The 15,974-nt window shown below is 67.5% G+C and carries 8 protein-coding genes and 1 pseudogene; 7 read left to right on the top strand and 2 right to left on the bottom strand.

The annotated features are described in order from the left end of the window. Nucleotides 1-91 precede the first annotated feature (91 nt). The 4 genes from ACWDO5_RS25295 (at nt 92) to ACWDO5_RS25280 (ending at nt 6,601) form a co-directional block, all read left to right on the top strand. Entirely contained in the window at nt 92-1,963 is a 1,872-nt protein-coding gene (locus ACWDO5_RS25295; protein ID WP_450532648.1) for an alpha-galactosidase D, read from the top strand. A gap of 183 nt (nt 1,964-2,146) precedes the next feature. Next, a complete protein-coding gene (locus ACWDO5_RS25290) occupies nt 2,147-4,564 on the top strand; it encodes a glycosyl hydrolase family 95 catalytic domain-containing protein (RefSeq protein ID WP_450532647.1) in 2,418 nt (805 codons plus the stop codon). After that, on the top strand, nt 4,561-5,877 hold the full coding sequence (locus tag ACWDO5_RS25285; protein WP_450532646.1) for an SGNH/GDSL hydrolase family protein: 1,317 nt from the start codon (nt 4,561-4,563) through the stop codon (nt 5,875-5,877). The genes ACWDO5_RS25290 and ACWDO5_RS25285 overlap by 4 nt, the downstream gene beginning before the upstream one ends. A gap of 79 nt (nt 5,878-5,956) precedes the next feature. Then, nucleotides 5,957-6,601: a peptide deformylase gene (locus ACWDO5_RS25280; RefSeq protein ID WP_450532645.1), complete on the top strand. Its 645-nt coding sequence runs from the start codon at nt 5,957-5,959 to the stop codon at nt 6,599-6,601. 112 nt (nt 6,602-6,713) lie between these two features. Here ACWDO5_RS25280 and ACWDO5_RS25275 read toward each other — a convergent pair whose 3' ends face one another. Together ACWDO5_RS25275 and ACWDO5_RS25270 are read right to left on the bottom strand one after the other, a co-directional pair. Further along, nucleotides 6,714-7,955, bottom strand: coding sequence for an IS256 family transposase (locus ACWDO5_RS25275; RefSeq protein WP_450532658.1), 1,242 nt, complete (start codon nt 7,953-7,955; stop codon nt 6,714-6,716). A 549-nt stretch (nt 7,956-8,504) separates the two neighbouring features. Then, nucleotides 8,505-9,379 (bottom strand): IS5 family transposase gene (locus ACWDO5_RS25270; RefSeq protein ID WP_450532644.1). Its coding sequence is split into 2 segments (ribosomal slippage): nt 8,505-9,004 and nt 9,004-9,379, totalling 876 coding nucleotides; the frame shifts between segments, so codons are not numbered across the junction. Nucleotides 9,380-9,731: 352 nt separating this feature from the next. Between ACWDO5_RS25270 and ACWDO5_RS25265 the strand changes: the two genes are divergently transcribed. From ACWDO5_RS25265 to ACWDO5_RS25255, 3 genes and pseudogenes are all read left to right on the top strand, one after another. Beyond that, nucleotides 9,732-12,173, top strand: coding sequence for a glutaminyl-peptide cyclotransferase (locus tag ACWDO5_RS25265; protein ID WP_450532643.1), 2,442 nt, complete (start codon nt 9,732-9,734; stop codon nt 12,171-12,173). Nucleotides 12,174-12,512: 339 nt separating this feature from the next. Then, nucleotides 12,513-13,097: pseudogene (locus tag ACWDO5_RS25260) on the top strand (DinB family protein); the annotation flags it as partial. Between the two features lie 308 nt (nt 13,098-13,405). Further along, a complete protein-coding gene (locus ACWDO5_RS25255) occupies nt 13,406-15,832 on the top strand; it encodes a metallophosphoesterase (protein WP_450532642.1) in 2,427 nt (808 codons plus the stop codon). The last annotated feature ends 142 nt before the right edge of the window (nt 15,833-15,974 follow it).

Below are 15,974 nucleotides of genomic sequence, written 5' to 3'. Positions count from 1 at the left end.
CGACCGGCCGGTCCCCCGGCGTCAGGAACGCACGTCCCTTGCCTGGTTCCACCGCGCTATCCCCGTGACCCGACAACAGGAGGTCCGACCCATGCGGTCATCCTCGTACCCTGCCCTGCCCGGAGCTCCCGCCGGCTCCGTCCGCCGGACCATAAGAGCCATGCTGGTCCTGGCCGTCACCGCCGGTGTGGCGACGGCCGTCCCCGCTGCCGAGGCCGCTGCCCCCGCCACCGCTTCCACAACCGCCGCCTCCACCACGGCCGCGACCACGGCGGACGGCACCTCCGGCCTCGCCGCCAAGCCGTACATGGGCTGGTCCAGCTGGAGCATGCAGTCCTCCAAGTACCCCGGCCTGAACCCCAACGGCGACTACAGCTACCTCACCGAGGCGAACGTCCTGAAGCAGGCGGACGCCCTGGCCTCCAAGCTGAAGAAGTATGGCTACAACTACGTAAACATCGATGCCGGCTGGTGGATGGACAACAACTGGAAGACCCAGTTCGACCAGTACGGCCGGCAGACGCCCGACCCGGTCCGATTCCCCAGGGGCATGAAGGCGGTCGCCGACCACATCCACTCCAAGGGCCTCAAGGCCGGCATCTACCTGCCCGCCGGACTGGAGAAGGGGGCGTACGGCGAGGGCAAGGTGCCGATCTGGAACGCCCCCGGCTGCACCACCGCCGACATCGTCTACGCGGACCTGCGCACCACCAACGGCTGGGACAGCTCCTACAAGATCGACTTCGGCAACCCCTGCGCGCAGAAGTACATCGACTCGCAGGCGCAGATGTTCGCCGACTGGGGCTACGACTTCCTCAAGCTGGACGGCGTGGGCCCGGGCTCGTTCAAGTCCGGTGACAACTACAACAACGTCGCCGACGTCGCCGCCTGGCAGAAGGCCATCGCCACCGCCGGGCGCCCGATCCACCTTGAGCTCTCCTGGTCGATGGACATCGGCCACGCCGCCGACTGGAAGAAGTACTCCAACGGCTGGCGCATCGACACCGACGTCGAGTGCTACTGCAACACGCTCGTCACCTGGGAGAGCTCGGTCGACAACCGGTGGGACGACGCCCCCGCGTGGAGCCGCAAGGCAGGCCCCGGTGGCTGGAACGACCTCGACGCCATCGACGTGGGCAACGGCGAGATGGACGGCCTCACCAAGGCCGAGCGGCAGAGCTACATGACCCTGTGGGCCATCAACAAGTCGCCTCTGTACACCGGTGACGACCTCACCAAGCTGGACAGCTACGGCGTCTCCCTGCTGACCAACCGTGAAGTCATCGCCGTCGACCAGAACGACTCGCCCGTTGCGCGTCCGGTCACCACGGTGGGCGACCAGCAGGTCTGGGGCACCAAGAACTCCGACGGCAGCTACACCGTCGCCCTGTTCAACCTCGGCGACTCGCCGGCCTCCACCACCGCCAACTGGGCATCTTTCGGTTTCACCGGCAACGCCTCCGTGCGCGACCTGTGGAACAAGGAGAACCTCGGGACCTACAAGAACAAGATCACCGCGACACTGCCCGCGCACGGCTCGCGGCTGTTCACCGTCAAGCCCGCCGGCAGCACGCTGGTGACCACGAGCCACGAGGCCGAGTCCGCGGTCAACACCCTGACGGGCAACGCCTCCGTCGGCGGATGCGACGCCTGCTCCGGCGGCAAGAAGGTCGGCAACCTCTACGTCGGCGGCAAGCTGCAGTTCAACGAGATCACGGTGAAGAAGGACGGGATCTACACCGTCAACGTCGGCTACGTCAGCGGCGACGCCCGCTCGATCACCGTCTACTCCAACAGCGGTAACGGCACCAGCCTGAAGTTCCCCTCCACGGGCGACTGGGGCACTGCCGAGACTGTCAGCGTCCAGCTGGCCCTGAAGGCGGGTTCCAACACCATCACCTTCGACAGCGGCAGCGGATACGGACCCGACATCGACAAGATCGTCGTACCGCAGTCCGTCTGACGTACCCCCGCGGGGCCCGGTGACACGACCCGGGTCCCGCGGGTCGGGGACCTGCCCCACACGGTCGGTCCCCGGCACATCCGGGCGCCCCACACGCTCATCGATTGATCTTCCGACGAAACGCCGACGGTCCGCAGCCGTCGTTCCCACATGCGCCGTTTTCCGGATATGGAGTGCAGAGCCGTGGACATCCAGCACACCGAATCACACGACAACCGCCCCAGCCGCAGGGGTTTCCTGGCCCTCGCCGCCGCTGCCGGCGCGGCCACCGCACTTGGCGGTGTGCCCGCCTTCACCGCCTCGGCGGCCCCCCTGCGCCCCACCGCGTCGCCCATGTTGTCCGCTGCCGACGCCGCGAAGAACCAGCTGTGGTGGCAGGCTCCCGGCTCCTCCAACTCGATGATCGAGCAGGGGCTGCCGGTCGGCAACGGGCGCCTCGGGGCGCTCGCGAGCAACGACCCCTCCAGCGAACTGCTGATGATCACAGACGCCACCCTGTGGACCGGTGGTCTCAACGACACCCTGCAGAGCGACGGCCAGTTCCCCTACGGCCGCGCCGACTTCGGCTCCTTGACCCTGCTGGCCAAGCTCACCGTCGACATCCCCGACCACGACCTGGGCTCCGTCGACAACTACCGTCGCTCCCTCGACCTGGCCCAGGGCCTGGTCAGTTCCTCGTACGACCTCTCCGGCGTCACCTACCAGCGGCAGATCTTCGCCAGCCGCCCCGACGACGCCATCGTTGTGTACTTCTCCCAGCAGGGCGGCGGCGCCTACACCGGCACCGTCTCCCTTGCCGGCACCCACGGCGAGTCCACCACCGCCAACAGTGCCGGGCGCTACGCCTCGTTCGGCGCCTCCTTCGCCAACGGCCTGAAGTACGGCGCCGCCGTCACCGCCTACAGCAGCAGCGGCAAGGTCGCCGTCAACGGTACGTCCATCACCTTCAGCGGCTGCAAGGACCTCACCGTCGTCGTCAGCGGCGGCACCAACTACGCGCCCGACGCGGCCGCCGGGTTCCGCGACCCGTCCGTGGACCCGGAGCGCCTCGCCAAGACCAAGGTCCAGGGCGCGGCCGGTCACTCGGCGAGCACCCTGCTGCACACCCATGTTGCCGACTTCCGCCCGGTATTCGAACAGCTGGACATCAACCTCGGCACGTCGTCCTCCGCACAGCGCAAGCTGGACACCTGGCAACGGGTGCAGGCCCGCTACCGGGACAACGTTCCCGACCCGGAACTCGAGGCCGCCTACCTGCAGTTCGGCCGCTATCTGATGATCTCCGGATCGCGGGGCAGCCTGCCGATGGGCCTCCAGGGTCCGTGGCTGGACGGCAACGACCCGGACTGGATGGCCGACTACCACACCGACATCAACATCCAGATGAACTACTGGATGGCCGACCGGGCGGGCCTGTCCGACTGCTTCGACGCGTTCACGGACTACTGCCTTGCGCAGCTGTCCTCCTGGACGGACGTCACCCAGCGGCTGTTCAACACCTCGACCAACAGGTACCGCAACTCCAGCGGCAAGGTCGCCGGCTGGGCCGTGGCCTTCTCCACCAACCCCTATGGCGGAAGCGGCTGGTGGTGGCACCCGGCCGGCAACGCCTGGCTCTGCCAGAACCTGTTCGAGCACTACGAGTACACCCAGGACCGCGCCTACCTTGAAAAGGTCTACCCCCTCATCAAGGGCGCCGTGGAGTTCTGGGAGGCCCGCCTCATCACCACGACCGTCACTGACGCTTCCGGAGCCTCGCGCGAGGTCCTGATCGACGACAGCGACTGGTCGGCCGAGCATGGCCCGCAGGACGCCAAGGGCATCACGTACGCCCAGGAACTGGTGTGGAATCTCTTCGGCAACTACCACACCGCGACCGAAGTGCTCGGCAAGGACGCCGCCTACAGCAAGACCATCGACGGTCTGCGTGAGCGACTGTACCTGCCCGTGGTCAGCCCCAAGACCGGCTGGCTGGAGGAGTGGATGTCGCCCGACAACCTCGGCGAGACCACGCACCGGCACCTCTCCCCGCTCATCGGCCTCTTCCCCGGCGACAGGATCCGTCCGGACGACTCCACGCCGAAGGACATCCTCGCCGGCGCGACGGCCCTCCTCACCGCCCGCGGCATGAACAGCTACGGCTGGGCCAACGCCTGGCGCAGCCTGTGCTGGGCGAGGCTGAAGGACGCGGAGAAGGCCTACCAGCTCGTCGTCACCAACCTGAAGCCGTCGGTGGGCGGCAGCAACGGCAGCGCGCCGAACCTCTTCGACATCATGGATATGGGGCAGGGCCGCGGCATCTTCCAGATCGACGCGAACTTCGGCACCCCCTCCGCGATGATCGAGATGCTGGTCTACTCGCGGCCGGGACACGTCGAGCTGCTGCCCGCGCTGCCCGCCCCCTGGGCGGCATCCGGCTCGGTGTCCGGCGTGGGCATCCGCGGCGGCTTCGTCGCCGACATCCGCTGGAAGAACGGCAAGGTCACCCAGGCGACGCTGAAGAGCGTCGGCGGCCGCAGCACGACCGTCTTCGCCGGCGGCACTTCGCGGAAGGTCAGCCTCAAGCCCGGTGAGTCCGTCACGCTGCGGAACCTCGGATGAGGACCGGCTCGGTACACCTCACCGGACGGCGGGTAGGGTCCGCGCACCGGCGCCGCGCCGTGGGTGTCGCCTCCGCGCTGGTCGTGGCGGTTTGCGGACCCCTGACCGCCACGTCGGCGGCGCAGGCGCAGGCCGGGGCGCAGACCGAGGCGCAGGTGCAGACGCAGAGCCGGGCGGGCGCGGCGGCGACCCCCGCCGGACAGACCAGGCACTCCGTGGTGACCTGGGGCGCCAGCGCCGACCGGCAGGGCGCCGGGCCCGCTGACCGCAGCTACCGGATGATCGTGCGCACCAGCGTCGGCGGCACGGGCATGCGTATCCGGCTGTCCAACGCCTTCGGCGACCACCCGGTGACCTTCGCGAGCGCCTACGCGGGACTGCAGAAGCAGGGTGCGGAGCTGGTCCACGACAGCAACCGTCAGCTGACGTTCGGCCGGGCCGCTTCCGTCACCGTCCCGGCCGGCGAGACCGTGCTCAGCGATCCGCTGCCCGGGAAGCTGGCCGCCCAGAGCAATCTGGTCATCAGCCTGTATGTGACGGGCGCCCAGGGACCGACGACCGGTCACGGCATGGCCATGCAGACCTCCTACGCGGCCGCGGGCAACCACGCCGCCGAGGAGGGCGCGGCCAACTGGACCGATCCGATGGGCTCCTGGTACTGGCTGGACGCCGTCAGTGTGGAGACGTCCAAGGCGGTCAGCTCGGTGGTGACCCTCGGTGACTCCATCACCGACGGATGGGCCTCGACCACGGACGAGAACCGCCGCTGGCCCGACTATCTCTCCCGGCGGCTCCAGGCCGCGTCCCGCATCACCGTGAAAGGAGTAGCGAACGAGGGCATCTCGGGCAACAAGGTGCTCGCGGACGGCGCCGGCCAGGCCGCGCTGAACAGGCTGCAGCGTGATGTGCTCTCCCAGCCCGGGGTCAGCACGGTGTTCCTGCTCGAAGGCATCAACGACATCAAGGCCCACACCGGCGTCACGGTGGACGACATGATCGCCGGCTATCGGCAGATCATCGACCGGGCGCACACGGCGGGCAAGTGTGTCGTCGGCGCGACCGTAATGCCGTACAAGGGCTGGTACGAGTACGACGCCGCCGGCGAGGCCGTGCGCCAGGGCGTCAACGACTGGATCAGGAACAGCGGCGAGTTCGACGCCGTGACGGATCTCGACAAGATCACGCGCAATCCGTACGACCAGCAACAGATGATGCCGTTCTTCGACGGCGGCGACCATATCCACCCGAACGACAAGGGCATGCAGGCGATGGCCGACGCTGTCGATCTGTCCGCTCTGCAGTGCGACCGCTGAGCCGGAAGCACAGACCTCGTCCGAGGTCCAGCTGAACCCTCCACCTTCCCGGGCGGCCGCCGTCTGGGAAGGTGGAGCCATGTCCGCACTCCCCGTCACCGAACTCACCGCGCTCGTCGACGGCCTCCTCCAAGGGCCCCGGCCGCTCCCCGTCGTCGTCGCCGGCGATCCCGTCCTCCGGCGTCCCGCCGCCACCTACGAGGGGCAACTCGGCGACGAGCGCCTCGGCAGGCTCGTCGCGGCCATGCGCGAGGCGATGCACGCGGCACCCGGCGTCGGGCTCGCGGCGCCGCAGGTCGGCATCCCGCTGCGGCTCGCCGTCATCGAGGACCCGGCCGAGTTGGCGGACGACGTACGGCAGGCGCGCGGCCGTGCGCCCCAGCCGTTCCGCGTCCTGGTCAACCCCGTGTACGAACCCGTGGGCCCGCGAAGGGCCGCGTTCTACGAGGGCTGCCTCAGCGTCCCCGGCTGGCAGGCCGTCGTCGCCCGCCACGAGACGGTGCGGCTGCGCGGTCAGGACGGCAGCGGGAGCGAGATCGACGAGGAGTTCACCGGCTGGCCCGCCAGGATCGTCCAGCACGAGACCGACCACCTCGCCGGCATGCTCTACCTCGACCTCGCCGAGACCCGTTCCCTGGCCGGCACACAGGCCCTCGTCGAACGGTGGTCGCAGCCCACACCCGAAACGGCCGCGGCCGGACTCGGCTTCACCATGCCGGAGTGACACCGTCGTCCCGCCAGGCCCTGTCTGACACAGATCAAACTAGGGCGTGCTTTAGTACTCCAGCAGCGTTTCTGGGTGTGTCAATTTAACGGCTGATCTTGGTTGTTGAGGTTCAGCTGTTGGCCGGGGTGAGTCGGCCCTCGAAGGCGATCTGGAATGCGTTGAGGGGTGCCTTCCAGCGCATGGTCCATCGCTTGCGACCCTTGCCGGTCGGGTCGAGGCTCATCAGTGCCATGTAGACGCACTTGAGGGCGGCAGCCTCGTTGGGGAAGTGTCCGCGGGCCCGGACGGCCTTGCGTATGCGGGCGTTCACGGACTCAATCGCGTTCGTCGAGCAGATGACCTTCCGTATCTCGACGTCGAAGGAGAGGAAGGGCACGAACTCGGCCCAGGCGTTCTCCCACAGTTTGATGATCGCCGGATACTTCCGGCCCCAGGCTTCCTGGAACTCCCCGAACCGCTCCGTCGCTGCTTCTTCGCTGGGTGCGGTGTAGACGGGCTTGAGGGCTTTGGCGACCTTGTCCCAGTCCTGGCGGGCCGCGTAACGGAAGCTGTTGCGCAGGAGGTGAACTACACATGTCTGGACAATCGTGCGAGGCCAGACGGTCTCCACCGCCTCGGGCAGGCCCTTGAGGCCATCGCAGACGAGCATGAGCACATCGTCCAGGCCGCGGTTCTTCAGCTCGGTGAACACGTGCAGCCAGTACTTCGCGCCCTCACCGCCGTCGCCGGCCCAGATCCCCAGGATGTCCCGGGTGCCTTCTGTGGTCACGGCCATCACGACGTAGACCGGCCGGTTCGCGACCTGCCCGTCCCTGATCTTGACGTTGATGGCGTCCACGAACAGAACCGGATAGACACGGTCGAGCGGCCGGTTCTGCCATTCGGCCATTCCCTCCATCACCTTGTCGGTGATCGTGGAGATGGTCTGCTTGGACACCTGAGCCCCGTACACCTCGGCCAGGTGCGCGGAGATCTCCCCATGGGTGAGGCCCTTCGCGGACAGGGAGAGCACCATTTCGTCCACGCCGGACAGGCGGCGCTGCCGCTTCTTGACGATCTGCGGCTCGAAGCTGCCGGCAGTGTCCCGGGGCACCCTGACCTCGACCGGGCCGACGTCGGTCAACACGGTCTTCGCACGAGTGCCGTTGCGGCTGTTGCCGTTGTTCTTCCCGGCCGGATCGTGCTTCTCGTAGCCGACATGGTCGGTGATCTCACCCTCCAGCGCGGACTCCAGCACTCGCTTGGTCAGCTGCTGCAACAGCCCACCCTCGCCGGTCAGCTGCAGGTTCTCGCTGCGGGCCCGGTCGACCAGCATCGCGACGAGCTGTTCGTCCGACGCGGCCGGCGGCATCGCACCACCGGCCCGCTCCTCGACGGACTCGTGCTCGATCGTTGTCTCGCTCACTTGGCGTCTCTCCTTGATCAGCAGATCCGCCGTTGATTAGACACTCCCGCGTTTCTCCATTTGTGCTGGTCAGAGTACCTGCATGGAGCTAGTGGGCTGATGGTTCGTCAGGGAAGTGGCGGTTCGTGACTTACCCGATCGGGTAATGCGTTCGGCGTTGGTGGTGGCAGCGGCGGCCTATGGCTTGGTGGCGTCGGCGCCAGTTCGACATTGGAGCCGGTGTTCGGGGCGTAGGGGTCGCGGGGATCGTGTTTTCGAGGTCCGGGCAGGTCCAGGAGTCGCCGGATTTCTGCCACAGTGAGGGGCGCGAGGGTGCAGGAGTCCTTTCCCGAGGTTCCCGACACGGGCGCGACGGTCCGCGTGCCCGTGGAAACCGGGGATCGACTGCAAATGACTGCATTGGGTCGCGCCAAGAGGATGGCGCGATCCCGTGCCGTTCCGAAATGTATTGCTGCGGCTCGTAGGGTGTGCTAGGGCGTGTATCGAATGTTCTGGTCACAGCCACTCGTTGATGGCGGCGATGAGGACGGTCGCCTCGTAGCGGACCGCGAGTTTGTCGTATCTCGTCGCCACGGCGCGGTGTCTTTTGAGACGGTTGATTCCGCACTCGACTGCATGCCGCGCCTTGTAGTCCTCCGGGTCGAACTTCGGCGGCCGGCCTCCGCGAGAGCCCCGTTTCTTGCGGTTGCGGGCCTGGTCGGCCTTGTCCGGGATGGTGCAGCGGATACCGCGGCGTCGCAGGTAGGCCCGGTTCTTGCGGGAGGCGTACGCCTTGTCGGCCCGCACTCGCCGTGGTCGGGTGCGGGGCCTGCCGGCCCCGAGCTGGGGCACCCGGACACGGCCCAGGACGGCCTCGAACTGCGGGGAGTCGCCGCGTTGCCCGGCGGTGATCACGATCGACATGGGTTTCTGGCCCTGCTCGACGGCCAGGTGGAGCTTGGTGGTCAGGCCGCCGCGGGAGCGTCCGAGCCCGTGGTCGTCCGGCTCGGTGGCGACGCCGCCGGGCGGTTCCTTTTGCAGGTCCCCTTTTTCCTCGCCCCTGCGGCGTGCTGGTGGGCCCGGCAGACGGTGGAGTCGACGTTGAGGTCCCAGGTGATCAGGTCCTTCGCCTCTGCGCGGGCCTGGAGCCGGGTGAGGATCCGCTGCCAGGTGCCGTCACGCTGCCAGCGGCGGAACAGGTCGTACACCCGGGCCCACGGCCCGTACTGCTCGGGCACGTCCCGCCACGGGATGCCGGTGCGGACCCGGAACCGTATGCCGTCGATCAGCTGCCGCCGGGTCCATATCGGCGGTCGACCCGGCTTCTTGCCCGTCGGCAGCAGCGGCTCCAGCACAGCCCACTGCTCGTCCGTCAGATCTCCACGTGTCACGAACCAAGATCATTTCACATCAAGATCCACTTTCGATACACGCCCTAGCACCCACATCCGCCCGTTCGACCTCGTCGACCTGCGCTGAACAGCCACTTCGCGAGATCAACTCTGTGACAATTTTGCGGGGATTGTGTGCGGATCCATGCGTGCCCCCCGGCTGTTCTGAGAGGCACAGATCCTGGACTTGGTCTTCCATTAACTCCCCAGCCCGCCAGCGTGATGACCCGCTGTCATTCCCGCCCTGTCGCCATGAAACGACACTTCCCATCTTCTCGCCGATCACCCAACCTTTGCTTTCGCTGTGAAACATCCACCCCTGCTGGTTACTTCGACTCTCCTAGGAGTGTTCATGCGCAGGGTTCTGCGACGGTGGCGGCTGCTGGCAGCTGTCACGGCCGGGTTGGTCGGTGCCTCAGGCGTCGCCATCGCGGCCATACAGCCCCCTTATGCCGGTCCGCAGCCGGACGGCACCTCGGTGGCCACGATCGGCTGGCAGATCACCCCGGCCGGCCACCAGGCGTGGCTCGGTGAGAAGCCGTTCGGGGCCGAACTCAGCCCGGATGGCAAGTACCTCGCCGTCAGCAACAACGGCACCAACATCCAGAGCCTGGCGTTGCTGGACGCGGCCACCGGCAAGGTCGTCCAGCGCATCGACTACAGGCGTCCGGAAGCGCTGTTCATCGGGCTGGCATGGAGCCCGGACGGCAGCAAGCTCTACGCTGCGGCAGGCGGCAACGACAAGGTGCGCGTCTACACCCTCAGCAACGGGCAGCTCACCGAGAACGCCCCGCTCACGCTGCCGAAGGGCTCGTTCCCTTCGGGCGTGGCCGTCACGCCCGACGGTAAGCGCCTGTACGTGGCGGACAACGGCAGCGGCGCGCTGTCGCAGGTGGACACCGCGACCGGTGAGGTGCTGAGCACCGTGGCCACCGGCCCCAATCCGTTCACTGTCGCTCTGTCAGGCGACGGGCGCACCGCCTATGTGTCCAACTGGGGTACGAACACTGTCTCCGCCGTCGACACGGCGACGCTGAAGGTACGGAACACTCTGGAGGTCGGCAGCCACCCGACGTCGATCATCCGCAATCCGGCCACCGATGAGATGTACGTCTCCGTCACCGACGCCGACAAGATCGTCGGAATCAACCCGGCCGACGACTCGCTGACCCGCACGATCGACCTCGCGCCGTACCGCAACGCCCCGGTCGGGACCAGTCCGCAGGGACTCGATGTCTCCCCCGACGGCCACACCCTGTACGTCGCCAACGCCGGGAACAACGATGTCGCGGTGGTCGACCTGGCGGGCAAGCCCGGTCAGCGGAACAAGGTGACCGGCCTGATCCCCACCGGCTGGTACCCGACCACCGTCACCCTCACCCACGATGGTTCGCGGCTGCTGGTCACCAACGCCAAGGGCAGGGGTGCCGGACCGAACCCCAACGGTCCCCAGCCGACCGGAACCGGCCTGGACTACGCCCAGTACGTCGGCACGATGATCATGGGCACCCTGTCGGACATCCCGGTGCCGACCCGCGACAAACTCGCGGACTACACCCGTCAGGTCCGCCGCAACGACCGGTTCGACGCGAAGGGGAAGGTGTCCGATCACGGCAACGTCATTCCGGCGCGGCCCGGCGACTCGACCCCCATCAAGCACGTCATCTACATCGTCAAGGAGAACCGGACCTACGACCAGGTCTTCGGCTCGCTCGGCAAGGGCAACGGCGACCCGTCGCTGAACCTGTTCGGGGACGAGTCGGCGCCGAACCAACGCGCTCTGGCGAGAAAGTTCGTCACCCTGGACAACTTCTACGCCGACGGCGCGGTGTCCTCGGACGGCTGGGAATGGGCCACGGCCTCGGCGTCCAACAGCTACAACGAGCACCTGTGGCCCGTGGCCTACAGCGGACGCGGCCGGGGCGACGACGTCTACACCAACCCGGCCACCGACCCGGGCAAGCTCACCGGTGACTCGCGGATCTGGGACCGGCTCGACGACGCCGGCATCTCGTACCGCAACTACGGCATGTGGGCCAGCGGCCCGCTCCCGGCCAAGGTGTTCTCCACCGAGCCACGGCTGGCCAGCCACACCGACCCCAACTTCGCCGCCCAGAACGCGGGCATCAGGGACAACTCGCGAGTCGACGAGTGGACCAAGGAGTTCAACCAGTTCGTCGCCGACGGCGAGCTGCCCACGATGCAGTTCGTCCGGCTGGGCAACGACCACACGGTCGGCACGACTCCCGGCCTGAAGACACCGAGGGCCGCAGTGGCCGACAACGACCTGGCCGTCGGACGCATCGTGGACGCGGTGTCCCACAGCAAGTACTGGAAGGACACCGCGATCTTCATCACCGAGGACGACGCGCAGAACGGCCCGGACCACATTGACGCGCACCGGACCACCTCGCTGGTCGTCAGCCCGTACACGCAGACGGGAAAGGTCGACTCCACGATGTACAGCACGGTCTCGATGATGCGCACCATGGAGCTGCTCGTCGGCGTCGGCCCGCTGACCCAGTTCGACGCGGCGGCCACCCCGATGAGCGCGGCCTTCACCACCAAGCCCGACTTCACACTGTTCACGGCGATCACCCCTGCACAGTCCCTGGACGAGGTGAACAAGGCGACCGCTCCGATGGCGGCCGAGTCGGCGAAGATGAACTTCTCCGAAGCGGATCGGGCTCCCGAACAGCAGCTGAATGAAGCCATCTGGCAGAGCGTCAAGGGTGCCGGCAGCAAGATGCCTGCTCCCAATTACGTCATCGGTGCCGAGGGCGACAGCGACTGATCGGCACAGCAGACGGGTCGTTCCCAGGCTCCCCGGCCTGAAAACGACCCGTCGACGTCTTCCATGGACGTGGGGGCGCCCCGCCGACCGGGCGACGCTGGTCGGCGTGATCGCCCCCGTCGGGTCCTACCGCGCACCTATGACCGAGCGCCAGAGTTGGCCCGTGTGAGCGTTAGTACTGCAAGCGCATCTGGGGGTTGTGGCCTCGGCGTTTGTAGTGGGAGCGGCGGGCTCGGGCCTGGCTGCGTCTGCGGAAGCTTGACCACGGTGACCCTCTGCGGGCCGCTCTCGGGTGGAAAAGGCAGTGGACAAAGATCGCATGAGCAGCAGACTGACCCCATGACCGCATCGGATCCCAAGGCTGACCTTCACTTTTACCTGCAGTCCGCCCGCGATGCCCTGCTGTGGAAGCTCGAAGGGCTCTTGGAGTACGACGTCCGCCGCCCGCTGACGCCGACCGGCACTAACCTCCTGGGCCTGGTGAAACACGTGGCCAGCGTGGAGCTGGGCTACCTCGGCGACACCTTCGGACGGCCGTCCGGCGAGCTGCTGCCCTGGCTCGAAGACGGTGCTGAGCTCAACGCGGATATGTGGGCCACCGCGGACGAGTCACGGAAGCACATCGTGGAGCTTTACCGCCGGGCGTGGGCGCACGCGGACGCGACGATCGACGCGCTGGCGCTGGACACGATCGGCAGAGTGCCGTGGTGGCCAAGCGGCAGGGACGAGGTGACGTTGCATCATGCCGTAGTGCGCGTGATTGCTGATACGCACCGGCACGCCGGGCACGCCGATATCATCCGGGAACTCATAGACGGTGCCGTGGGGATGAACAAGGGCAACGACAGCATGGCGCCGGGCGACTCGGCGTGGTGGGAGAACTATCGAAGCCGACTGGAGCGTGCAGCTCAGGAAGCCGACCGAGCGGCGCACCGGCGAGCTTCAAGCAAACCCTCGCCGCCGTCCGACGCACCGTCGGGACGGACATTCCCCTTGGCAGCTGGCGGCCAAGCACGCCGTCAAGCTTCGGGCCTCCCGCGCGAGTGAGTTGAACGGCTGCTGCGAGGCCGTTCGCGAGCCATGCGACCCGGTGTCCATGTTTTCCATCGCTTTACTTGACAGCCACGGCGGTTCCCTAGGATCCGGCTCGACCGGCGGTGTGCCGGACCGACTTTTGGGACCAAGACGTGTCATTCACAAGAAGAAGGTTCCTCAGACCGACGGCGATACTCGTGGCACTGGCGGCGCTGCTCTTGACGATCAACGCCATGATGCCGACGGGTGCCCGGGCCGCGGACGCCGAACTGGAGCGGATCACTCCGGCGGCCGACCCGAGCCGGCCGCCGGAGGACCAGATAGTCCTGGCCGTGGTCGGCGACTACGGCGGCTGCGGCGCGGACCGTACCTGCGCCGAGGAACACCAGGTGGCCGACATGGTCCACTCCTGGAATCCCGCTGCCATCCTGACCACCGGCGACAACACGTACCAGCAGGGCCGCCCCGACGAGATCGTGAAGGCGCAGGCCCCCTACGACGCCGACATCAACGCGGGCAGGTTCTTCCCGATCATGGGTAACCATGACTACGGCAACGGATGCAATCCGGAAAGCATCCAGCCCAGCGTGGACTATTTCAAGGTCCCGGTGTCCTTCGTGGCCGGTTTCGGCAACGGGCTGATCGACTTCCTCAACCCGGACGCCAACTGCCAGATGGCGTCGGGCACCACGATGCCGCCCATCTACGACGCCTACATGAACACGGTCACCGGCAGCACGGCCGAATGGGTGATCACCGGCGAGCACCAGCCCGTCTTCTCCTCCGGCAAGGCCGGCAACAACCCGGACAGGGCCTGGGCGATGACGCCGGGCGTGGACCTGATTCTGGCCGGTCACGACCACCACGCCGAGCACATCACCACCGCCGACGGCTACAACATCGCGATCACCGGCAACGGCGGAGCGGGCCTCACGCCCCTCTTCAGTGTCGCCCCTGGCAGCCAGTTCCGTGACGCCGAGCACTTCGGCGCGATGCGGCTCACCGTCAACAAGGGGTCGCTCAAGGCCGAATACCTGTCACTGCCGGGCAAGGTCGACTACTACTTCATCCTGAAGAAGGACGCCCAGGGGCGGGCCTACGTGGCGGAGCGCTCCGACTGGACCGACCCGAACCCGCCGAACGGTCCGGGCCCGGTGCCCAACAAGTACAGCGTCTCGTTCGACGTCGCGGCCAGCACGAGTGACAGCCTGACCTACAAGAACTACGAGGACGGCCCCTACACCGAGACCGCCGTCGACGGCCGCCAGGCGCTCCAGCTGCAGACCAACCCGTTCGGTGGCGCCAACCAGCTCTACATGTTCGCCGACGACGCGGCGATCTCCGGTGGCCCGTACCCGCTGAAGGCCACGATCACCTACCGTTCTCCGGTCGCCGGCACGTTCGCCCTGCAGTACGACTCGGCGAACAGCGGGTCCGCGTATCAGAGGTCGGCTTCGGTGACGATCGGTCCGGACCAGGTGAACCAGTGGCAGACGGCCACGATCGCCATCCCCGACATCCGGTTCACCAACCGGCAGAACGGCGGGGCCGACCTGCGTCTGTCGGCACCGGCCAACCTCCCGCTGGCCGTCTCCGCGGTGAAGCTGAACGTGGTGCCGCCCCCGCCCGCGGTGACGTACGTGTCGATGGAGTTCCCCGGCGAGCCCAATGGCCTGAACTGGATTGACTACGAGAGCGGTCACGCGCACGAGATCACCATCGACGGCCGTCGCGCCCTGCAGGTGGACCGGAACACGTTCAATACCGGTAACAACCTCTACCTCAGCGTCGACGACCGCTTCATCAGCGGGGGGCCGTACTACGCCCGGGCGACGATCGAGTACCGGTCCCCGGTTCCCGGATCGTTCGTCCTCCAGTACGACTCCGCCGCGACGGGGCGGGCCTACGAGAGCGCCCCACGCGTGCAGATCACCGCGGACATGGTGAACACCTGGCAGATGATGACGCTCGACCTGCCCGAGGCGATGTTCCGCAACCGGCAGAACGGCAACGCCGATATGCGCATCGTGGGGGCGAACAACCTACCCTACATCATCGGTTCCATGAACGTCCGGATTGTCTCGGATGAGCAGCGGGCGCTGGAGGCCGCCCAGGCGGCGGTCGCGGCGGCGGAGGCCAACCCGTCGGCAGGGACCATCAAAGCCGCGGAGACCGCCATGGCCGCGGTGGCCGAGGGTGCCGACGCCGACGCGCTGACCCAGCGTCTCGAGGTGGTACGGCAGTTCGTCAAGGCGGACGATCTCCTCACCCGGATCGCCGCGCGCGACCTGGCGGATCCGAGCGAGATCGACGCCTCCGTCGCGGACCTCACCACGGTGGGGACCATCATCGACGGGCTGCCCGCCGATCGTCGTGACACGCTGCCGGAGCGCGCCGCGACGGCGAAGCGGCAGATCGCCGATGCCATTGCCGCGTTCCTCAGCCGGCCGCCCCGCGGGACGCCGGAGCACATCGAGCGGCCCTGGCTCGACTTGCTGGTGTCGGACACCTATGACCGGTACGGCGACGACGACCTGCACGGCCGGATTATGCGGATCGTGACCAGCCACGCCACCGGCGCGGAGGTCTTGGCGGCCATCGAGGAGTTCCTCGCCAGCCGGTGACGAACCCACCCCGTGATGGGGAGCCATGGCGCGGAGGCGCGGGCGCCGAAGCCCGCCCACCCGTACGAACGTCACTGCCCGCCGCCCCTTCCTTCCCGCGCCAGGGACAGCGCGGGCACCGCCGGCCAGCCTGCCACGAACA

It is taken from the genome of Streptomyces sp. NPDC000880 (assembly GCF_053599675.1).
The sequence above is the reverse complement of the archived record's forward strand: the minus strand, read 5'-3'. Positions and strand labels throughout refer to the sequence as shown.

What these genes read in the sequence shown, in the direction of transcription:
- ACWDO5_RS25295 (WP_450532648.1), top strand. Translation starts at nt 92, where the DNA reads ATGCGGTCATCCTCGTACCCTGCCCTGCCCGGAGCTCCCGCCGGCTCC.
- ACWDO5_RS25285 (WP_450532646.1), top strand. Translation starts at nt 4,561, where the DNA reads ATGAGGACCGGCTCGGTACACCTCACCGGACGGCGGGTAGGGTCCGCG.
- ACWDO5_RS25280 (WP_450532645.1), top strand. Translation starts at nt 5,957, where the DNA reads ATGTCCGCACTCCCCGTCACCGAACTCACCGCGCTCGTCGACGGCCTC.
- ACWDO5_RS25275 (WP_450532658.1), bottom strand. Translation starts at nt 7,955, where the DNA reads ATGCCGCCGGCCGCGTCGGACGAACAGCTCGTCGCGATGCTGGTCGAC.
- ACWDO5_RS25265 (WP_450532643.1), top strand. Translation starts at nt 9,732, where the DNA reads ATGCGCAGGGTTCTGCGACGGTGGCGGCTGCTGGCAGCTGTCACGGCC.